The following is a 20,485-nucleotide window of genomic DNA, read 5'->3' on the forward strand; positions in this document are numbered from 1 at the left end:
CTACGGCACGCATTGGCGCGGCCCGGCTGCGGTTTCAACCGGCCTTCGCCGTTTGGACGTCCGGCCGATACCGAAGCTTGATCGACCGGGCTCTCTTGGTTCACCCGGTCGGGCCAGTATGCCTCGGTGACTTCACTCCTGCGCAATACCCGCCGCGCACTCGCGGCGGTCACTGTTGTCGCTGTTAGCGGGTCGACCGTGCTGGTCACACCCGCTGCGGCGGCACCGAGCACTGGCCCGGTCATCGCCGAGGTGTACGGCGGCGGCGGGAACTCCGGCGCGCACCTCACCCAGGACTTCGTCGAACTGGTGACAGTCGGCGGCACCGCGGCGGACCTGACCGGGATGAGCGTGCAGTACCTGCCGGCCTCGCCGACCGCGAACTCCCGCTGGCAGGCCACTGCGCTGTCCGGTTCGGTCGAGCCGGGCGCGCGTTATCTCGTCGGCGAGGCCAAGAGCGGCGGCGGCACCGCCGAACTGCCCGCGCCGGAGGCCGCCGGGTCGATCAACATGGCGGCGGCCTCCGGCACGGTGGCGCTGGTCGAGGGGACAACCCCGCTCACCTGCCGCACCGCCGACGACTGCGCGGCCGACTCGCGGATCGTCGACCTCGTCGGCTACGGCAGCGCGGTGGTCCGGGAGACCGGACCGGCTCCTGCGGGCAGCAACACCACCTCCGTCCACCGCCCCGGCCTGGTCGACACCGACGACAACGCAGCCGACTTCGCGGCCGGCTCGCCGACCCCGGAGAACTCCAAGGGCGAAGGCCCCGGCGAGCCCGGCGGTGGGGTGACCGACACGCGCATCCACGACGTCCAGGGCAGCACCCGGACATCCCCGTTGGCCGGCAAGGTCGTGCGAGTCCCCGGCATCGTGACCGCGGCGCGGACGTTCGGCTCGGCGCGTGGTTTCTGGCTGCAGGACCCCGAATCCGACAACGACCCGCGCACCAGCGAGGGCATCTTCGTGGTCACCGGTTCGGTGACCCCGGCCGTCGCGGTCGGCGACGCCGTCGCCGTCACCGGTGCGGTGGCTGAGTACCGCCCCGCGTCCGGCTCGCCGACGACCACCGAGCTCACCAGCGCCACCTGGACCACCGCCTCGCGCGGCAACGAGCTGCCCGATGCGCTCGCGATCACCGAGGACACGGTGCCCGACCAGTACGTCGCGGAGCCGGGCGGCAGCATCGAATCGCGGCCGCTGGAGCCCTCAAAGTACGCGTTGGACTTCTGGGCGGCCCACGACGGTGAGCTGATCAGCATCGTCGACGCGCGCGCCGTGGGCGGGACCACCGCCTACAACGAGCTCTACGTGACGACCAAGCCGAACGAGCACCCGACTGCCCGCGGTGGCTCGGTGTACCTCGGCTACCACGAGACCAACAGCGGGATCGTCAAGGTGCAATCGCTGATCCCGTTCTCCGAACGACCGTTCCCACCGGCCAACGTGGGTGACGTCCTCACCGGTATCACCTCCGGACCGGTCGAGTACAGCCAGTTCGGCGGGTACACCGTCCAGGCCTCGATCCTCGGCGAGCTCAAGGACAACGGTCTGGTGCGCGAGGTCACCCGTCCGCAGAAGGGCGGCGAGCTCGCGGTGGCCACCTACAACGTGGAGAACCTGTCGGCCGTCGACGAGCAGGCCAAATTCGACGGGCTGGCCAGCGGCATCGTGAAGCACCTGTCCTCGCCCGACATCGTCACGCTGGAGGAGATCCAGGACAACAACGGGCCTGCGGGTGCCAACGACGGCGTGGTGGCGGCGGACCAGACGCTGAAGCGCTTCGTCGACGCGATCGTGGCGGCGGGTGGCCCGCGCTACGAGTGGCGGCAGATCGATCCCCAGGACATGACCGACGGTGGCCAGCCGGGTGGCAACATCCGCGTGGGCTTCCTGTTCAACCCGAAGCGGGTGTCGTTCGTGGACCGCCCGGGCGGTGGCGCCACGACCGCGGTCGACGTGGTGGCCGAGAACAACGGGAAGCCGCACCTGTCGATGTCCCCCGGCCGGGTCGACCCGGGCAACACGGCGTGGCAGAACAGCCGCAAGCCGCTGGCCGGCGAGTTCGTCTTCCAGGGCAAGGCGGTGTTCGTCGTGGCGAACCACTTCGCTTCGAAGGGCGGTGACCAGTCCGTGCACGGGATCAACCAGCCACCGAACCGCAGCTCCGAGGTGCAGCGCGGGCAGCAGGCCGAGGTCCTGCGCGCGTTCATCGACAAGTTGCTCGCGGCCGATCCGAAGGCGAATGTCGTGGTGGCCGGCGACCTGAACGACTACCAGTTCTCGCCGACCCTGCAGACCCTCACCCAGGGTGGTGCGTTGACGGCGTTGATCGACACCTTGCCGGAGAACGAGCGCTACAGCTACGTGTTCGAGGGCCGCTCGCAGGCCCTCGACCACATCCTGGTGTCGCGGACGCCGCGGCGGGTGGACTACGACGTGGTGCACATCAACTCCGAGTTCGCCGTGCAGTCCAGCGACCACGACCCGCAGATCGTGCGGTTCCAACCCGGTAACTGACCCGCGAGTCCCCGCTCCGGTCGCGGCCGGAGCCGCCCGAGGCCGCCTTGGTGCGTTCAACGCAACCGAGCTGGTCTCGGGTGCTTCACATCTGGCTGATCCGCTCCTTCGGGATGCACCGAATCGTATGTGCACAGTGGACGCCCGGTGAGTTCGTCGAGCCGCACCCGGCCGGACACGCCGAACACCGATGCCAGCAGCGTTTCGTCGACGACCTCACCCGTCGGGCCCTCGGCGTGGACCACGCCGTCGCGGAGCGCGACGAGTCGGTCGGCGTAGCGGGCGGCCTGTTCGAGGTCGTGCAGCACGGTCACCACGCACAGCCCGCGCTCGTGCTGCAACCGACGGACCAGTTCGAGGACTTCCAACTGGTGGCCGATGTCCAGGTAGGTGGTGGGCTCGTCGAGCAGCAGGATCGAGGTGTCCTGTGCCAACGCGAGCGCCAGGCGCACGCGTTGGCGTTCGCCACCGGAGAGGCGGTCGATCAACTCATCGGCGTAGTGCTCGACACCGGTGGCGGACATCGCGTCGCGCACCTGTGCGTCGTCCCCGCCCGCCAGCATCCCCAAGGGACCGTGCACGGCGTACCGGCCCTGGCGCACCAACTGCCGGACGGTGAGGCCGGGCACGGACGGCATCGACTGCGGCAGGACCGCGACCTCGCGGGCGATCTGACGACGGGAGGCCGATCGCAGCGAATGGCCTCGTACGAGGACTTCACCGGCATCCGGCACGTGGAGTCCGCCGAGCACGCGCAACAACGTGGTCTTGCCACAGCCGTTGCGGCCGACGAGCGCCACCCATTCGCCGTCGGAGACGGTGAGATCGACGCCGGCGAGGACTATCCGGTCTCCGAATCGGACGGTGATCCCACGGGCTTTCAAGGCACTCAAGGCTTTCCTCCGGCAGTCGGGGTTCTCCTGGCGACCCGGATCAGGACCACTGCGCCGATCAACGCGGTCACCGCCCCGGTTGGGACACCGGCGCGCGCAGGGTCCGCGACCCACGACGTGACGGCCTGGGCCACGACATCCGCGCCGCACACCGTCGCGGCACCGAGCAATCCGGCTGCGGGCAGGGTGAAACGGTGATCGGCGCCGAACAGCGCACGTGCGGCGTGCGGGGCGAGCAGACCCACGAAGGACATGGCACCGACCGAGGCGATTGCGACGGCCGTCATCAGAACCGCGATGAGCAGCACCGCGCTGCGCCAGGGAGTAACCGCGAGCCCGACGGCGCGCCCGTGGTCATCGTCGACTGCCAACACCTGGATCGTCATGGACACCAGCAGCCCCGACGCCGAAACCACGAGCAGCCACGGCCACAACGCCGACCAATGCGCCCAGGTGCGCCCGTTGAGCGAGCCGATCAACCACTGCGTCATCGCCCCGGTCAGCTGCGGTCTGGCGGTGAGCAGCATCGTGGTGCCGCCGCCGAGCGCGGCCGACACCACCACGCCGATCACGACCAACCGCAACGGGTCGCTGCCCGCCCGCACCGCGACCAGCCACAGCGCACCACCGCCCAGCGCGCCGCCCACCACCGCGACCAGGATCATCCGGGTAGGCGAAGCGAAGTCGCCACCCACCAACGTCGCGACCACCGCACCCAGCACGGCACCCGAACCGACTCCGGTCACATCCGGCGACGCCAGCGGATTGCGCAGCACTGTCTGCAGCACGATGCCCGCCATTCCCAGGCACATGCCCGACCCGGCGCCAACGAGCACGCGCGGCATCCGCAGGTCGTGGACGATCTGCGTGGTCAGCCGGTCCGCGTGCCCGAACACCGCGGCCCAGGTCTCCGCGGCCGAAACCGTCGACCCCGTCGCCAGGTGCGCCATGCCGAAGGCCACTACGACGACGAGCAAGGCGATCAGCCGCAACGGCCGGGGAATCCGCGCGATCACCGGACCACCACCGACACCTTGCGCCGCAGCAGGAGCAGCGAACCCGCGCAGATCGCGACGACAGCGGTCAATCCGCCCACCGGCAGTTCGATTGGGTGCAGCAGCGTCCGCGCCAGCAGATCTGCGGTGACCACCAGTAGCGCACCCAGCACCGCGGACCACAGCAGCCACGACCGATGCGTGCCCTGCGGGCGCAGCCAGCGGCTCAACTGCGGCGCGAGGAAACCGATCCAGGCCACCGGCCCGCACGGCCCGACGACGACAGCGGTGAGCACGCATCCCACGGCCAAGGTCGTGGCTCGGGCCCGGACCGGCGACGCGCCGAGCGCGGCGGCGGTGTCGTCACCGAGCCGGAGCACCCCGAGCGAGGGGATCATGAGCACGGCCAGCGGCAGACCGATCAGCAGTCCCGGCACCACGGTCGCGACGGTCTCCCACGTGGTCCCGGTCAGCGAACCCAGCAGGTAGCGCACCAGCACACCCTGGTCCCGCGAGTCCGACAGGGACAACGCCGTCAACATCACCGCATGCAGTCCAGCGCTGACGGCCGCACCGACGAGCAGCACCGCTGCCCGGTCGGTCACGCCGCGGATCGCCAGCATCGTGAAGGCACCGCCAACTGCGGCCCCCAGCAGCGCGGGCACGAGCGGTGCCCCCGGGAGCGACACGCCCCACGCGACGCACCCCGCCACCGCTGCCGACGCTCCGCTGGAGACCCCGAGCATTTCCGGCACTGCCAACGGATTCCGCAAGGATTCCTGCAACAGCAGGCCTGCGACCCCGAGCATCGCCCCGGCAAACGCCGCGAGGACCATTCGAGGAGCACGCAACAGCACCACCACGGTGTGCTCCACTCCTCCGTCTGCGGTCAGCGCGTGCGGAAGGCGGTTCACGCCCACGAACGGCTCACCGAGCATGAACGACGCGGCGACCAGCACTACCGCTAGGCCACCTGCAACTGCCGCGAAAGGCCAGTCGCCGCGCCGAAGAAGTGAGTTCATCGGGGAGCGGGGACCAGCTTCAGGGACGCGTCGATGATCGCGGCCATGCTCCGCGTACCGCGCCCGGAGCCGAACAGCTTGGCGTGCACCTCGTGCACCTGCTGCCCCTGCACCGCCGGGATCTGCTTCCACACCGGGTTTTCGGCGAGCTGCGCGCTGAGAGTTCGGTCCTCCGGCGAGAAGAGCAACGAGTACACCAGCGCTACATCGGGCTGCTTGGCCAGCAGTTCCTCGACGCTGTAGTTGCTGGCGGTCTCGACATCCGCGCCCCTGGCCGGGAAGGGGTAGGTGAACAGCTGCGCCAGCAGATCGCCCTTGAGGGAGTCACTGGTGTCCACGCCGATCGACTCGGCGCTGCCGTACATCAGCACGACCTTCTGACGCACCTGACCGCTGTCACGAGTGGCCTGCACGGCGTCGGCAAGCTTTGCGCGGAAGGCCGTTTCCGCGGCCATCGCCTGCTCGGTGCGTCCGGTCAGCGAACCCAGGTTCCGCAGGTATTCCACCGATTCCTGCCAGTTCACCGGCTCGGTCAACCACAACGGCGCGAAGCCTTCGATCGCTGGGCGCAGCGAGTCATGCACACCCGAGAGCCCGATCACGAGGTCTGGTTTGAGCGCCGCGATGCTCTCGATGTCCTCGGAGCCGAAACTGCCCTGCACGGCGGGAACCGCTTTGCCCTGCTCCCCCATCAGCGCGGGGTGGATGAGCAGGGCCGGATTGCTCGTACCGGCCGGCGTCATGCCGAGTTCGACGAGCATGTCGTCGCAGAGCCCGCTCAGGCACACGATCCGCTCGGGTGCCTTCGGCAGGCTCACCCGCTGCCCATGCGGGTCTGTGATGGTCGGCGATGCCTGCAACGGCTGCGTTGCGCGGTCGATCACCGGAACCGGCGCGATGTCGGGCGTATCCGCGGCCTGCTCGCCCGGAGCGGCCGAGCAACCGGCGAGCCCGACGACGGCGGCAAGCATGACAGCGGAAAGCGTTCGAACGGTGCTGCGCTCAGCGCGCACGAGATTCCTCCTTGAGCGATTCGTCCACCGAGTGGAAGCGCCGATGACGATAACCATTTTCAACTAAAGTGTCCATGTTCGGGTGATTCATCACTGGACGCCGCGGCGATCCGGTCACGCAGCGCAGCCGCGTCGCGTTTGCACGCATCGACGCGATCACCGGGCACGAACTCCAGCAACACCTCGCGCCGCCTGCCATCGACGGCGAGCTCGGCCAGGACCGCGTCCCAGAGGTCGACGCGGTCGGCCAACGCGAGCCGCTCGGTGAACCCGTCCGCGCCCCAGGAGAACGCGTGCACCGACGCCAGTTCCGGCAGCAGCGCACGCACTTCCCGCACGCAGGTTTCGACCTCGGGCAGCTCGCGCGGCTGCCAATGCGCGACCAGCGCGGCGTGCCCGACCTCGTCGTGCAGGCGCAGCGCCGAGTCGATGTCGTCGGTCAGCGACTCGACGTGGTACTCGACCGTGAGCTGAATTCCTTCCGCCGCACTCGCTTCCGCGCAACGGCGAATGTCGGCCACGGTGCGGGAACGCTGCTCGCCGGTTACCTCCGCGGACGCGACCACGCCCGCCCACACCCGGACGCGGGGTGCGCGCAGCGCGACGGCCGTGCGCAACGCCGCGTCGAACTCGGATTCAGGGGTTTGGCCGGCCTTGTAGTAAGAGCCGTACGTACCGATCTCGATGCCGTAGTCCGCGCACAACGCGGAAACGGTGCGCGCAGTACCGATGGCACCTTGGGGCACGTGCACGTCACCGCCCCACTCCACGACCTGCAGTCCGCAGTCGACCGCCACCGACACCACCTGTGCGGGGTCGAGCTGGCGGAAGGTCACCGACGCCAGTCCTGGGATGATCATTTTCTCGTCCTTCTCCGTGGGGGTGCTGACAAACAGGCGTCCGACACCGTCGCGAGCCGGGGGCTCATCTCCCGCCGACCGCGAGCGCGTGGAGCAGGCGGGCCGGACCTGCCGATCCCCGCAGAACCGTGTCGATCCAGCAGCCGACCGGCCGCGCCGGGAGGGCCAACCTGGTGGCGGTCAACCACGCCGCGTGCACCGCCAAGCCCGCACCGACGTGCTCGTCGAAGGCCGTCCCCGGGTCGGGATCGACCGTTCCGGCCGCCAGCAGTATCGCGCCCGAGCGAACGAGTTCCGGCTGACCGCACGAGCGGGGCGCGAGATCGGCCACCAGGTCGCTCGACGCGGACCGCAGCACCGCGACCTGCCCCATCGCCAGCGGCGCCGCAGAACTCGACAGCGCCTCCCACTCCGCCGCCGCGTCATCGCCAGAAGTCACGGCCGCCCACGGCGCGGTCGCCCGGGTCACCAGCTCGGTCGTGACCGGTTCCGGTGCGCGCCACTGCCACTGCCGCGCCGGCCCCTCCCGCCCCAACTCGGTGAGCGCCGCGGCGAGCAGGGCCCACGCCGCTTCGCCATGCGCCGCCATGATGGCGTCGAGCGCCGGTTCGGGGTTCGGGGCGCACTCGGCCGAGGTCACCGGTGGAAGGGTGAATGAGCCGTCGATCTCCACCACTGACAGCGGGAACTCCGGCGCACATCCCGGCCACCGCACCACGCCTCCCGAGCACGGCAGGCCCGCCAGCGCGGCCAGTGCATCCACGCCGAGGCCGGTTGTGGCGCGCGCCGGGTGGCCCAGTGCGGTGGCCGAGGCGAGGACCGCGCCTATCGCGTGCCCCAGGTCGAGCAGCAACACCGGGAGCGAGCGGGGGCCGTACCGCCACCACGTCCGCAAGGGGTTCACCGACAGCACCACCTGGAGGTCCGATGTGGACCGTGCTGTCCTCGTCGGCGCGACCAGGGCGTGGCGAACCGGGTCGTACCGCCACGCCGCGCCCCGGTGCACGACGTGCGCCTCGATCGGATACCGGCCGCCCGCCGAAGGCACGCGGCGCAACCGCACTCCGCCAGTTCGTCGTTGCGGGGCCGAGGCCAATGCGAGGTCCAGCAGCGCGCCGATCCCACCGCGCGGCCAACGGTCCAGCTCAAGTCCGGCGTCGGGCCAGCTCCGGGATTCCGCCGGCCGCAGCGCGTGATCGGGGGCACCAGGTGGTTCGCCGCCCCACGCCAGGTGCAGCGACTCGCGGACGCTCACAGGAACGGCGGGGGCTCGATGACAAGACCAGCCGGTCCGCCGAGCGGATCCGCGTCTGAGGCCCAACCGCGCTCCTGGATGACCTCGCGCCACCGCGGCAGACCCCAGTACCGGAATGCAGCGGGCGCGTTCGGCACGAGGCCCGTGGCGCACACCCGCACGACCCGCAGCGGCGTGTGCGCGACATCGGAGGTCGTCAGGTCGTAGTGCGCGATCCGGCATCCGCTGCGACGCAAGCTCGACAGCAATGAATCCAGGTCACCGCGCGGGAGCTCGTCGACCCCGATCACCTGCTCGGGCCGGGTGAACCGGGGCAGGAGCCGCTCCTGGACGCGTTCGTCGAGCCACACCTGGACCTGCGCGCCCAGGTCCCGGACCCGGCCGAAGCTGGTGCCGGAATCGTCCAGGTAACGACGGTCTTCCCGGAACGGCAGGTAGAGGCCTTCGGCGAGGATGCCGGCGCGAATCGCCTCGAACACCCATCCGCCGGGGTCGACCAGACCGAGCGTGAACACCCACGTGTGCACGGCTTCCAGCACCGCCTTGGTGCACGCCTCCACCGGGTCGAAACGGGCTGCGCCGCCCCCGCCGACGATCCCGGTCACCGGATCCACCACCACGGCCGCGACGCACGCGGCGGGATGCTCTGTCGGCAGCTCGACCAGGTGCACCCGGAGTCGCGAGCCCGCGACCTCGGCCGCCAGACCGGGCACCGAGTCGATGTCGATCCCTCGCGATGGGCCACCCAGGTGCCACCACAGCTCCAGCGCGTCGCGTTCGAGCAGTTCCAGCAAGCCGCGGCGGAACGCGTCGCGCTCGTCAGTGCCGGTTGCGATGCCCGCGTAGTTGAGGTGGTGCAGGCGGTGTTCCCGACGACGTTCGCCGCTGTGGTAGTTCAAGTGCACCCACGAGGCGGGCAGCCAGCACGGTTCGTCGTCCTCGGTGCCTTTCACCCATTCCACGGCCAGGTCGTCGGTGAACGGCCGGTACGGCCAGCGCGGGGCCTCATGCTGCCACGGCGCGAAAAACGGGAGGTCGCCGGGCCCGAACATCCGCTCACCGCGCAAATCCGCGGCGGCCGCCCGCAGCAGACCCGGCGCGACCCGGTTTCCGCAGTAGCGTTCCACCGCCTCGCCGAGCGCGGCGGTGCGTGCCCCTCCGGGATCCCCGAAGGTGGTGCCGAGGCTTACCCGGTCGGCGGGCCACGCGCCGAGCCGACGCGCGTCGGCGATCTCGGCGGTGACGCCGGTGTAGCGCGGCGGGGCACCATTTACCGGGGCGACGTCGACGAGGCGGCGCACGATCCCGGTGACGGGGTCGATCAAGGACTCCACCGGCATCGTCGGGGTGGCGGGCATCGAAGCGACCTCCTGGTCGGGACGTGGTGGATCGAGCAGTGCCGACGGCGTGACAACAGCGGTTCCTGGCCCGCGCCAAGGCACGTCGAGGTGCGCCGCGTGGACGTGACGCGCACCGGGCAGCAGTTCGGTCGCCGTGACCGGGTCGCCGCCGGTGTGCGGGTTGCGGGCGTGGGCGGGCCAGTGGTGACCTGCGACCTCGACGACAAGCCGCGCCCCAGCGGCGACCAGCACACCGATGGGCGGTGTCGTGATCACGACCTCGCGGCGACGTCCTGGCACATGCGCGTACCGGCCGATCGCGTGCGTCAACGGCACGAGGCGATCACCGTTTTGCAGTGCGATGCGCACCACCCAGTCCGCGTCGACGGAGTCGGCCTCCGCATCGAGAGCGACGGTGACACGACCAGCGATCTCGCCTGCACCAAGCGGATCGGTGCGCACCAACGCCCGGTCCTCGCGTTCGGAGAACCTGACGTCCGAACGGAACGGGTCGGACGGGTCGGCGACGAAAGCCGCATCCGACACCACGCACGGCAACCGCGTGCGGCGGTGGTCCAGGCTCCTCCACCGGCCGTGCGAATCGACGGCGATGACGCCCGCGTCTCCACCGAATCCGTCGCTGCAGACCTCGCGCGCCCACTGCGCGTACACCGAGCCGATGCGCTGACCGCCGAGAGCGGCGCCGGGCTCGCGTGAGTCCAGGTCGTGCCCCCAAGGCCCAAGGACGAGACGCGTGGGCCCACCCCATGCTTCGGCGAGTTCCACCGTGTGCGAAGCGAAGGGGTCGTGGAGACCGCCGACCGCGAGCAGCGGCATGCGCAGCTCGCGCAGCCTGTTCCACAACCGCTCGTCACGACGGGGTGCCGTCCACATCTCGCCCCAGCCCGGCGGCGTCGTGCCGAGCGCCCGTTCGACGAGCCCGACGACCGGTAGCTGCGTCAGCAGGCTCAGATCGTGCTGCGGCGCACGCGGTTCCGAGGTGCCCCCGTGTTCGGCCCACCACCCCACCCGGCAGGCGAGCCGCGCGGCACCACCCGGTTCCCGCGCGGTCTCGCCGAACCCAAGTGCCGGCACGCTGGCCAGCACCCCGCGCACGACGTCCGGTCGCGCCAAAGCGGCGGTCACCGCGCAGTACGCGCCGTAGGAAGCTCCAGCGGCGAGCAGCGGACCGCCGCCGAAGTCCTGATCAGCAACCCAGTCGACCACCGCGGCGCCATCGGCCGGTTCGTGGACGTAGGGCAGGAATTCCCCGGTCGAGCCGAAACGGCCTCGCACGTCACCGACCACGCAGGTGAACCCGCGCCGAGCCCATCCCTGCGCCTCGCCGAGCAGGCGGTGGCGCCCGTATGGCGTGCGGAGCAGCACGACCGGGCCCGGCCCGTCAGCCGCCACCACGGTGACGGCGAGCCGGCAACCGTCCACAGTGGTCACGACGTGATCGCCGGTCATGGCGCGCTGGCGGGAACGGGAAGGACCGGATGATCGCTGATCGCGCCGGTGTCGAGGTCGACCACGCGCAACCGCCTGTCAACGGGCAGCGGAAGGGGATGGAACGCGCTTTCCCCCGAGCGCGAACCCAGTGCCCATGCCCGGAGGTCATTCACCAGCAACGCCGCGACGAGAGCGAGGTCGGACGGATCGGCGTCCTCGTCGCCGTGCAGCGCTTCCCCGGTGTCGTGCTGCGCCCAGAACTCGGCCAGGTGACGGTGTCCCGACCCCGCGGCGGCCAGCCTGCGGGCAACGACATCACGATGCCGCACCTCCCCCGCCACCGGTTCGACGAGGACGTGCCGGCCTTCGCGACTCGCGCGCTGCCACGCCACGCCGTGGTCGACGAGCACGTCGAGCTCTCGCCATGCGCTCGGGGCCGGGCCGTCGGACCAAGCGCACACGGCGGCCGGATCGCAAGCCAAGATGTCCGCCGCGGTCGACGTCGCCGGGACCACGACCGGATCCGCACCGGCACGACGCAGTGCCTCGCAAAACGGCGCGTCCTCACGCGCGAGCACGACCACGCGCGCACGTTCCGCAGGCCACGTCGCGCGCGCACCGAGGTGCCCCGCCTGGCGGAACGCCGCCAGTGCCTCGGGTTCCACGCCGTTCTCGCCGGCCAAGGCACTGCGGACGGCAGCGAGCTCGTTGCCGGGCAACGCGATATCGAACATCGCCCCGGCGGCGTCGCGCAGCACCGCTCCCCGACCGTCCACGGTGAAAACCGAGCAGCCGGGCCGCAGTCGCGGCGGTGCGGCGGCGTCGCGCTGTCGCATCAGTCCTGCCTAATCAGTTCTGGGAGTAAGCCATTTCCGGAAGTTTCGGGGCCGGTGCCGGCACCCAGCGGTGCCGGCACCGGGGTCGATCACTCGTCGCCCTCGAAGGGGTTCTCGACGAGCGCGTTGCTGTGGCTGGCCGAGTTGTGCGGGAGCTCCCGCTCGACCTCCACGCGCTGGAAGACGTTGTCCATTTTGTTCACCTCCTCGTGATCTACGCCGCTTAGTGAGCCATAAACGATAATCATTTTCAACGGATTGATCGACATTGGCCTGTGATGCGCCCCACCCCAGAGGCCGCCCCGTTAACGAAAACGATTCTCATTTACACTGGCCGGGGCGAGGAGGACGAACATGCTCAAGACCACGGCCGACGAGGCACACGCCGACCAGGACTTCCGGCGCTACCTGGCCGCGCGGGTGACGTCAGTGGCGGGAAGCCTCGTCGCGACCGTCGCGCTGCCCGTCCTCGTCTACCAACTCACCGGATCGGCGGGCTGGACCTCGGCCATCGCGGTCGCCGAAGCGCTCCCCTACCTGCTGTTCGGCCTGATCGCAGGTGCGGTCGCAGACCGCGCCGACCGCCGGGTGCTCATGCTGAGCGCCGACTTCGCCAGCGCCGCCCTGCTGGCCACCATCCCCGCCGCCTGGGCCCTCGGAATGCTCACCGCGCCGCAGGTGCTCGTGGTCGGTTTCTGCGTGCAGACCCTGTTCGTGCTCTTCGACGCCGCCAACTTCGGGGCGCTGCCCACGCTCGTCGGCAAACGGCTCCTCACCGAGGCCTACTCCAGGGTCTACGGGGCGACAACGCTCACCGAACTCGTGATCCCCCCGCTGAGCGGTCTGCTGGTCGCGGTCGCCACGCCCGCACCGCTGACCGCCGTCAACGCCGTGACCGCGCTCGCGTCCGGGCTGCTGGTACGTTCGATCGTCCGTCCACTGTCGACACCTGTGGACACCACCACGCGCAGGACCGCCACGTCGATGCTCGCCGACATCAGGACTGGACTGTCCTTCCTCGCGCGCCACCGCGTGGTCCGCGTACTCACGCTCGTGGGCACCACCCACTCAGTCGCCAGCGGCGCCTACGTAGCCATGCTCGTGCCGTGGGCAGACCACGTACTCGGCGTACCCCCGTCCGGCGACTGGCGCATCGCGGTGCTGTTCAGCGGCTGGGGCGTCGGCGGACTCCTCGCATCGCGAATCGTGCCTCGCCTGACGAGGTGCTACGGCGGCGCACGCCTCGCGCTCGGCGCGCTTCCCGCCTCTCTGCTGTGCGGGTGCGCCGTAGTGCTCACCACGCATTGGATCGCCGCCGCTGTGACGGCCACCGCGTGGGGCGCCGCGTACTCCACCGTGGTCATCAACGCGATCACCTACCGCCAGCAGGTCTGCCCCGACGGACTCCAGAGCCGGATCAACACGACCTGCCGCATGCTGTCCTGGGGCATCGGCATGCCGACCGGAGCCGCGCTAGCCGGGGCGATCGCGGCGGCCGGGGCGAGCCCCCGCGCCGGAATCGCCGCCGGTGTCCTGGTCCTGGCCATCGGCGTCATCACCGCTTGGTGCTCACCACTGCGCAACGAACCCCGAACCGCGACAACCTGATCCGACACGCCACCCACCGGCCCCGTACGAACCAGCGTGCCCGTCCGCGCAGGGCGCGAGATTCCGCTTCCGGCGTGAAACAGCCGCGGAGCCCGGAGGAGATCGCGGACCTCCTCGGCGGCTGCACCATCGTCGATCCCGGGGTCGTGCCCATGCCCCTGTGGCGCCCCGACAGAGCACCGACCGACGACGAGGTGGACCGGAGCAACCGCTACGGCGCGGTGGGCCACCGGCGATAGTCCACTGTGGGCGCTGCGGCAGCGCTCGTCACCGCACGCTTCGATAACGTGGCGCCACAGGGCGGCATCCGGGCGACCGCCGTGCGGATTCGTGGCCTCGGCCGCGGTGGCGCCGAACTAGGGTCGACCACGACAACGGGCATCGATGTCGTTCGCCGCGCCCGATGACCCGGAACGCTCAGTAGGCGACCGAGATGTGTTCGCGTGGGTGCTCGTGGCGCTCGATCTCGTCGACGACCGCCAGCGCGAAGTCGGCACCGGAGATCTCCGACTTGCCGTTCTCGTCGAACAGAGCCACGTCACCGCCGATGCGGTAGGTGCCGGTCCTCTCGCCGGCAGCCCAGGAGCCGTAGCCACCCGCGGGCGAGAACACGGTCCAGTCGAGTCCGTCCGGCGCGGCGGTCGCGAGCCATTCCCGGATCCCGTCCATCTCGAGCGCCTCCGACCGGAACTGCTCGGAGATCTCCCCCTCGACGAACCTGGGCTCGCCCGGCGCGGGGCGCAGCGACGAGAACCCGGCGATCACGATCAAGCGCGCCCCGGTGCCGGCCGCCGCATTGGCGAAATCCTGGTACAGGCCGGGCAGCCGGCCCACCAGGTCCCCGCGCGGCGACAGGGTCGCGACCACCGCGTCCTGGCCGGCGATCAGCGCCGTGGCGTCCTCGGCCATGCCGTGCCGGTAGACCACCCCGGCGACCGGCGTGGTGGGCGCTGACCGCGAGAACGACGTCACCTGGTGACCGTGCGCGGCTGCCTCGGTGACGACGTTGCTGCCGGTGTACCCGGTACCACCGATGATCAGGATCTTGCCCATGATGACTCCCCTGCGGGTGGATGTCAGCGCCAGCCGAGCGCGGGCGCGACGTGGGTGAGGATGCTGTCCAGCACGTGACTGTTGTAATCCACCCCGAGCTGGTTGGGCACGGTCAACAGCAGCGTGTCAGCCTCGGCGATCGCCTCGTCCTCGGCCAGCTGCTGCACCAGCACGTCGGGCTCGGCGGCGTAGGTGCGGCCGAAGATGGCCCGCGTGTTCGCGTCGATGTGGCCGACGTGGTCCGCGCTGTCGCTGTCGCGGCCGAAGTACGCGCGGTCCAGGTCATTGGTGAGCGCGAAGATGCTGCGCGACACCGACACGCGCGGTTCGCGCTGCCACCCGGACTCGGCCCACGCCTTGCGGAACGCCCGGATCTGCTCGGCCTGCTGCACGTGGAACGGCGCCCCGCCCTCGTCGTCCTTGAGGGTCGAGCTCATCAGGTTCATGCCGAGCTTGGCTGCCCAGGCCGCGGTGGCGTTTGAGCCGGCGCCCCACCAGATCCGGTCACGCAGCCCCTCGGAGTACGGCTCGATGCGCAGCAGTCCGGGCGGGTTGGCGAACATCGGGCGCGGGTTCGGCTCGGCGAACCCCTTGCCTTCCAGCACCTTCAGCAACACCTCGGTGTGCTTGCGGGCCATGTCGGCGTCGGTCTCGCCCCCGCTTGGCTGGTAGCCGAAATATCGCCACCCGTCGATCACCTGCTCTGGCGAGCCACGGCTGATGCCGAGCTGGAGCCTGCTGCCGGAGATCAGGTCCGCCGCCCCGGCATCCTCTGCCATGTACATCGGGTTCTCGTACCGCATGTCGATCACGCCGGTGCCGATCTCGATGCGTGAGGTCTTGGCGCCGATCGCGGCCAGCAGCGGGAACGGGGAACCCTGTTGCCGGGCGAAGTGGTGCACCCGGAAGTAGGCCCCGTCGGCACCTAGCTCCTCTGCCGCCACGGCCAGGTCGATGGCCTGCAGCAACGAGTCCGAGGCGGTCCTGGTCTGCGAATGCGGAGTGCCTGACCAGTGTCCGAAGGATAGGAATCCGATGCGTTTCACGACCGTTGCAACACCGCAGCCCATTGGTTGATTCCTCAACCAATTCAACCAACTCGACCAATTCGGTAACTCGCCGACAGGAGCCGTCCAAGGAGACTCGGTACCTCGCGCCCGCTCGTTGCAGCGGCACGCAGCTGAGGACCCCGAAGGCCACGAGCAGGCCGATCTCAGCCTGGCATGAACGCCGGGTTCACTCCCAGACCACGACGTTGCGCCGCACGGGCGTCGCGGTGGAGTTGGTGACGAACAACTCCGGGCTGCGCTCGCGGATCCGCTCGATGTCGGCGAAGACCTCGCGCAGGTGCGCGCGCATGGTCTCGCGGGCGCGCGGCGGGTCTTGGTCGAGTACGGCCTCGAAGATCCGGACGTGCTGGTCGACGAACACGCGCGGCGAGTTCGCCTCGTAGAGCCCGAGACGGCGCGCGCGGTCGAGGTGGCCCTTCGCCGACACCACGGTCGGCCAAGCGCTTTCATGGCCGGACAGCCGCAGGAGCCCGCGGTGGAACTCCTCGTCGAGGGCGAAGAAATCCTCGAGATCGATCTGCGGCTCCTGCTGACGCGCCAGGTTGGCCTCCAGTTCGGCGACGACCTCGCCGTCGAGGTCCGCCGGAAGGTCGTCTAGCGCGGCGAGTTCGACCGCCTCGCGCAGGAACTGCGCGTCGGCCACCCGCCGCAGATCGACCCTGGACACGAACGAACCGACCTGCGGGAACACCTGCACCAGCCCCTCCTCGGACAGGAGGATGAGGCTCTCGCGCACGGGAGTGCGGCTCACGCCGAGGCTCGCGGCGAGCTCGTTCTCCGACAGCGCGGCCCCCGGCCGCAGCTCCAACGTCAGCATCTTGCGGCGCAGCGTCTCGTAGACGGCCCGCCTGTTGGTGCGCCCTCTGGTCCCCTCGGTCACGGATCCAACACTAGTGGACAGGCCTGCCGAACTAGTACACCAGTGCTTGACGCCCTCCGGGACAGGTGCTTGTATACCAGTGCTGCTACACCAGTCACGAGTCGTCGAGGGAGCGGATCCTGTGAGCAATATCGAGCGGGCCGAGGTGTTCGTCGCCTCGCCCGGCCGGAGCTTCGTCACGCTACGTCTGACCACGTCGGACGGGGTGCTCGGGCTCGGGGACGCCACGCTCAACGGCCGCGAGCTCGCGGTGGCCAGCTACCTGCGCGACCACGTCGCCCCGCTGCTCATCGGCCGCGACTCCGCCCGCATCGAGGACATCTGGCAGTACCTCTACCGCGGCGCTTACTGGCGGCGCGGCCCGGTGACGATGACCGCGATCGCGGCCGTGGACACCGCACTCTGGGACATCAAGGGCAAGGTCGCGGGCCTGCCCGTCTACCAGCTGCTCGGCGGCCGCTCGCGCGACGGGGTGCTGGTTTACTCGCACGCCAGCGGCACCGATGTGCCGTCGCTGCTCGACGACGTGGCCCGCTTCCGCGAGCTCGGCTACCACGCGATCCGCGCGCAGGCCGCGGTCCCGGGCATCCGCGGCACTTACGGGGTGCGCAAGGGCGCGGTCTACGAACCCGCGGCCACCTCGCTGCCGGAGGAACAGCCCTGGTCCACCGAGGCGTATCTGGACCACGCCCCGACGTACCTGGAGGCGATCCGCGAACGCTTCGGCTTCGGCTTCCACCTCCTGCACGACGTGCACCACCGGCTCACCCCGATCGAGGCCGCGCGGTTCGGCAAGCGCGTCGAGGACTGCCGCCTGTTCTGGATGGAAGACCCCACGCCCGCGGAGAATCAGGAGTCCTTCCAGCTGATCCGCCAGCACACCACCACGCCGATCGCGGTCGGCGAAGTGCTGACGTCGATCTGGGACGTCCAGCACCTCATCACCGAGCAGCTCATCGACTACGTGCGCACCAGCGTGGTGCACGCGGGCGGGATCACGCACCTGCGGCGGATCTTCGACCTGGCCGCGCTGTACCAGGTCCGCACCGGCTCGCACGGCGCCACCGACCTGTCCCCCGTCAGCCTGGCCGCAGCGGTGCACCTCGACCTCACCGTGCCGAATTTCGGCATCCAGGAGTACATGCCGCACGCACCCGAGACGATGGAGGTCTTCCGCAGCGGGGTGCGCTTCGAGGACGGCATGCTCCACCCGCCGGAGGAACCCGGCCTGGGCGTCGAGTACGACGAGAAGGCCGCCGAGCGCTTCCCTTACGAGCCGCGCTACCTGCCCGTGGCGCGCCGCCTCGATGGCTCGGTGCACGACTGGTGAGCACGATGCTGAACCGGTCCACGACAGGCGAGCACCGGTCCACGACAGGCGAGCTCGGTCCGGAGATGCGACCGCTGGTCGATCCCGGCGAGTTGCAGCCGCGAATCGTCCACTTCGGACTCGGTGCCTTCCACCGGGCGCACCAGGCGGTGTACACCGAGGCCGCCGCGGCACGCTCCGCGCAGCCGTGGGGAATCGTCGCCGTCGGGCCGCGCTCGGCCGCCCCGGTCGAGGCCGCCCGCGCCCAGGACTGCCTGTTCTCGGTGACCGACCGGATGCCGGGCGGGGGCCGGATCCGGGTAGTCGGCTCGGTGCTTGACGCGCTGATGATGCGAGCGGATGCCGAGCGCATCGACCGGCTCATCGCATCGCCCGAGGTGACCACCGTGACCATGACGGTGACCGAGAAGGGGTACTCGCGCGATCCCGGTACCGGGCTGCTGAACACCGCCGACCCCGGGGTCACCGCCGACCTGACCGCGACCGCGGTCGGCGACCCCCTGCCGATGCGCACAGTCGTCGGCAGGCTCACCGCATCGCTCGCCACGCGCTTCCGCGCGTCCGGCGCGCCGGTCAACGTCATCTCGTGCGACAACGCGGCCCGCAACGGCGCCGCGCTGGCGGCCGTGGTGCGCGGCTTCGTCGAGGCATCGGCGTGGCCGGACCGGGACGCGCTGCTCGACTGGCTGCAGACCTCGGTCGCGTTCCCCTGCACGGTCGTCGACCGCATCGTCCCCGCGACGACGCCCGAGGACCGGGCGGCAGCGTCGAAGGCACTCGGCCTGCGCGACGAGACACCAGTGGCGGGTGAGCCGTTCCGCCAGTGGGTGCTGGAGGACCGCTTCGCCGCCGAACGCCCGCCGTGGGAGCTGGACGGCGCGCTCGTCGTTCCCGACGCGGGCCCGCACCAGCTGATGAAGCTGCGCCTGCTCAACGGATCCCACTCGATCCTGGCGTACCTCGGGCTCGCCGCCAGGCGCGACACCGTCGCGGACGCCCTGGGATCGGACTGGGGTGAGCGGGCGGTGCGCCGCTTCGCCGCGGAGGTCGCGGCGACCCTCCCGGAGGCCGGGCTCGATGTGGCCGGTTACGTTGACGCCCTGGTCGAACGGTTCGGCAATCCGGCCATCGGCCACCGGCTGCGGCAGATCGGCTCGGACGGTTCGCTGAAGATCCCCGAGCGGTGGTTTCCCGCCCTGCGCGCGCTTCGGGCGGGCGGGTTCGCCACGCCCGTGCTGGAACTCGCGCTGGCCGCCTGGGTCAACGCCACCCGCCCCGGCGGCAGCCAGGTGTTCGGCACGGACGATCCGGCCGCCGAGGCGCTCGCGCGGTGCTGGCGGGGCGCCGCCGAACCGGCCGTGGTCGCACGACTGCTGACCGCCATCGGCGCCGCCGACCTGGCCGAGGACGCCGGCCTCGTGTCCGCGGTCGCCGATCACCTACCGGCTCTGCGCGCGGGCCGGATCGAGTTGTGAGGGCTTGTGAAATGGGCTTGGTCTGCATTCTTGAAGCGGCGCAGCCGCTTGTCCCACGTAAGCAACTCGCACCACCACGGGTTCACGGTGCCCCTCCCGGGTTCCTCCAGCGAGCACACCCCCATGCCGCGCATTGGACATCCGTAAGCCGGGGATCCCGCAGCCGAGAAGGCAGCTGAGGTTCCACACCCGCACCGCCACGCCCAATGAGTTCGGATACAGGCCCTGAGCCCCCAGTACGTGAAGCAAAGGAGCGCACGGATGACTGAGAGCACGCAGACGGAGCCGGACGGTTCCGTACGGCGGACGACGCGCGATCTCAGCCGCGCCGCCGTGTCCGGCTGGCTCGGCACGGCGATGGAGTTCATGGACTTCCAGCTGTACTCGCTGGCCGCCGCCATCGTCTTCAACAAGATCTTCTTCCCGGACGTGAGCCCGGCCATCGGGCTGATCGCCGCGATGGCCACCTACGGCGTCGGGTACGTCGCGCGCCTCGTCGGCGCCGTCTACTTCGGACGGATGGGGGACCGGATCGGCCGCAAGAAGGTCCTGTTCCTCACGATCATGCTGATGGGCGGCTCGACGACGCTGATCGGCGTGCTCCCGCCGTACCAGGTGATCGGCATCGCCGCGCCGATCCTGCTCGTCGTGCTGCGGCTCGTCCAGGGGTTCGGGGCGGGCGCGGAGATCGCCGGCGCCACGGTCATGCTGGCCGAGTACGCGCCGGTGAAGCGCCGCGGCCTCATCGCGTCGCTGGCGGCGCTGGGCACCAACTCCGGCACGCTCGCCGCATCCGGGCTGTGGGCGGTGCTGCTGGCGGTGTTGCCGGACGAGCAGCTGCTCAGCTGGGGCTGGCGACTGCCGTTCCTGCTGAGCTTCGGGT

General features: G+C 70.4%; 17 protein-coding genes and 1 pseudogene. 6 read left to right on the forward strand and 12 right to left on the reverse strand.

Going from position 1 to position 20,485, the window contains the following annotated elements; translation table 11 throughout:
* Positions 1–138: 138 nt before the first annotated feature.
* Positions 139–2,520 carry an endonuclease/exonuclease/phosphatase family protein gene (locus SSPN_RS0135215; RefSeq protein ID WP_044576648.1) on the forward strand — a complete coding sequence of 794 codons (2,382 nt, stop codon included), beginning with the start codon at positions 139–141 and terminating at the stop codon, positions 2,518–2,520.
* A gap of 56 nt (positions 2,521–2,576) precedes the next feature.
* Here the strand turns inward: SSPN_RS0135215 and SSPN_RS0135220 are convergent, their stop codons facing one another.
* The 9 genes from SSPN_RS0135220 to amiA form a co-directional block, all read right to left on the reverse strand.
* A complete protein-coding gene (locus tag SSPN_RS0135220; RefSeq protein WP_044576449.1) occupies positions 2,577–3,413 on the reverse strand; it encodes an ABC transporter ATP-binding protein in 837 nt (278 codons plus the stop codon).
* The gene (locus SSPN_RS0135225) at positions 3,410–4,429 is read right to left on the reverse strand and encodes a FecCD family ABC transporter permease (RefSeq protein WP_010314292.1); all 1,020 of its coding nucleotides are present in this window, start codon (positions 4,427–4,429) and stop codon (positions 3,410–3,412) included. The genes SSPN_RS0135220 and SSPN_RS0135225 overlap by 4 nt, the downstream gene beginning before the upstream one ends.
* Positions 4,426–5,430, reverse strand: a complete 1,005-nt coding sequence (locus SSPN_RS0135230) for a FecCD family ABC transporter permease (protein WP_044576451.1) — start codon at positions 5,428–5,430, stop codon at positions 4,426–4,428. The genes SSPN_RS0135225 and SSPN_RS0135230 overlap by 4 nt, the downstream gene beginning before the upstream one ends.
* A complete protein-coding gene (locus SSPN_RS0135235; RefSeq protein WP_010314295.1) occupies positions 5,427–6,443 on the reverse strand; it encodes an ABC transporter substrate-binding protein in 1,017 nt (338 codons plus the stop codon). Before SSPN_RS0135235 ends, SSPN_RS0135230 begins: the two co-directional genes overlap by 4 nt.
* 59 nt (positions 6,444–6,502) lie before the next feature.
* Positions 6,503–7,303, reverse strand: a complete 801-nt coding sequence (locus SSPN_RS0135240; protein WP_010314297.1) for a sugar phosphate isomerase/epimerase family protein — start codon at positions 7,301–7,303, stop codon at positions 6,503–6,505.
* A 64-nt stretch (positions 7,304–7,367) separates the two neighbouring features.
* Complete coding sequence (locus tag SSPN_RS47400) at positions 7,368–8,558, reverse strand: nitroreductase family protein (protein ID WP_010314299.1); 1,191 nt, start codon at positions 8,556–8,558, stop codon at positions 7,368–7,370.
* Positions 8,555–11,350 (reverse strand): CocE/NonD family hydrolase, encoded by a 2,796-nt coding sequence (locus SSPN_RS52860; RefSeq protein WP_158309692.1) that lies wholly within the window; start codon positions 11,348–11,350, stop codon positions 8,555–8,557. Before SSPN_RS52860 ends, SSPN_RS47400 begins: the two co-directional genes overlap by 4 nt.
* 14 nt (positions 11,351–11,364) lie before the next feature.
* Entirely contained in the window at positions 11,365–12,186 is an 822-nt protein-coding gene (locus SSPN_RS0135255; protein WP_010314302.1) for a hypothetical protein, read from the reverse strand.
* Between the two features lie 89 nt (positions 12,187–12,275).
* A complete protein-coding gene (gene amiA / locus SSPN_RS61925; protein WP_010314304.1) occupies positions 12,276–12,380 on the reverse strand; it encodes a streptamidine family RiPP in 105 nt (34 codons plus the stop codon).
* A 160-nt stretch (positions 12,381–12,540) separates the two neighbouring features.
* Here amiA and SSPN_RS0135265 point away from each other — a divergent pair, with 160 nt between their 5' ends.
* Both SSPN_RS0135265 and SSPN_RS61930 read left to right on the forward strand, forming a co-directional pair.
* Positions 12,541–13,794 (forward strand): MFS transporter, encoded by a 1,254-nt coding sequence (locus tag SSPN_RS0135265; protein WP_010314306.1) that lies wholly within the window; start codon positions 12,541–12,543, stop codon positions 13,792–13,794.
* Positions 13,752–14,033, forward strand: coding sequence for an SAM-dependent methyltransferase (locus tag SSPN_RS61930; RefSeq protein WP_202798977.1), 282 nt, complete (start codon positions 13,752–13,754; stop codon positions 14,031–14,033). The genes SSPN_RS0135265 and SSPN_RS61930 overlap by 43 nt, the downstream gene beginning before the upstream one ends.
* A gap of 178 nt (positions 14,034–14,211) precedes the next feature.
* On the opposite strand, the gene SSPN_RS0135275 is transcribed toward SSPN_RS61930, so the two are convergent.
* The 3 genes from SSPN_RS0135275 to SSPN_RS0135285 all read right to left on the reverse strand — a co-directional run bounded on the left by SSPN_RS0135275 (position 14,212) and on the right by SSPN_RS0135285 (position 16,797).
* On the reverse strand, positions 14,212–14,847 hold the full coding sequence (locus tag SSPN_RS0135275; RefSeq protein ID WP_010314309.1) for an NAD(P)-dependent oxidoreductase: 636 nt from the start codon (positions 14,845–14,847) through the stop codon (positions 14,212–14,214).
* A 23-nt stretch (positions 14,848–14,870) separates the two neighbouring features.
* Positions 14,871–15,893, reverse strand: coding sequence for an LLM class flavin-dependent oxidoreductase (locus SSPN_RS0135280; protein ID WP_010314312.1), 1,023 nt, complete (start codon positions 15,891–15,893; stop codon positions 14,871–14,873).
* A 190-nt stretch (positions 15,894–16,083) separates the two neighbouring features.
* Positions 16,084–16,797 (reverse strand): GntR family transcriptional regulator, encoded by a 714-nt coding sequence (locus SSPN_RS0135285; RefSeq protein ID WP_010314313.1) that lies wholly within the window; start codon positions 16,795–16,797, stop codon positions 16,084–16,086.
* A gap of 121 nt (positions 16,798–16,918) precedes the next feature.
* Here SSPN_RS0135285 and manD point away from each other — a divergent pair, with 121 nt between their 5' ends.
* The 3 genes and pseudogenes from manD to SSPN_RS60975 form a co-directional block, all read left to right on the forward strand.
* The gene (manD, locus tag SSPN_RS0135290) at positions 16,919–18,127 is read left to right on the forward strand and encodes a D-mannonate dehydratase ManD (RefSeq protein WP_010314316.1); all 1,209 of its coding nucleotides are present in this window, start codon (positions 16,919–16,921) and stop codon (positions 18,125–18,127) included.
* Positions 18,128–18,132: 5 nt separating this feature from the next.
* Complete coding sequence (locus SSPN_RS0135295) at positions 18,133–19,602, forward strand: mannitol dehydrogenase family protein (RefSeq protein ID WP_044576653.1); 1,470 nt, start codon at positions 18,133–18,135, stop codon at positions 19,600–19,602.
* Between the two features lie 366 nt (positions 19,603–19,968).
* Positions 19,969–20,421 (forward strand): annotated as a pseudogene (locus SSPN_RS60975) (MFS transporter); the annotation flags it as partial.
* Positions 20,422–20,485: the final 64 nt, after the last annotated feature.

This window comes from Saccharopolyspora spinosa NRRL 18395 (assembly GCF_000194155.1).
Taxonomy (GTDB): domain Bacteria; phylum Actinomycetota; class Actinomycetes; order Mycobacteriales; family Pseudonocardiaceae; genus Saccharopolyspora; species Saccharopolyspora spinosa.

What these genes read in the sequence shown, in the direction of transcription:
- SSPN_RS0135255 (WP_010314302.1), bottom strand. Translation starts at nt 12,186, where the DNA reads ATGCGACAGCGCGACGCCGCCGCACCGCCGCGACTGCGGCCCGGCTGC.
- amiA (WP_010314304.1), bottom strand. Translation starts at nt 12,380, where the DNA reads ATGGACAACGTCTTCCAGCGCGTGGAGGTCGAGCGGGAGCTCCCGCAC.
- SSPN_RS0135265 (WP_010314306.1), top strand. Translation starts at nt 12,541, where the DNA reads ATGCTCAAGACCACGGCCGACGAGGCACACGCCGACCAGGACTTCCGG.
- SSPN_RS0135275 (WP_010314309.1), bottom strand. Translation starts at nt 14,847, where the DNA reads ATGGGCAAGATCCTGATCATCGGTGGTACCGGGTACACCGGCAGCAAC.
- SSPN_RS0135240 (WP_010314297.1), bottom strand. Translation starts at nt 7,303, where the DNA reads ATGATCATCCCAGGACTGGCGTCGGTGACCTTCCGCCAGCTCGACCCC.
- SSPN_RS0135295 (WP_044576653.1), top strand. Translation starts at nt 18,133, where the DNA reads ATGCTGAACCGGTCCACGACAGGCGAGCACCGGTCCACGACAGGCGAG.
- SSPN_RS0135230 (WP_044576451.1), bottom strand. Translation starts at nt 5,430, where the DNA reads ATGAACTCACTTCTTCGGCGCGGCGACTGGCCTTTCGCGGCAGTTGCA.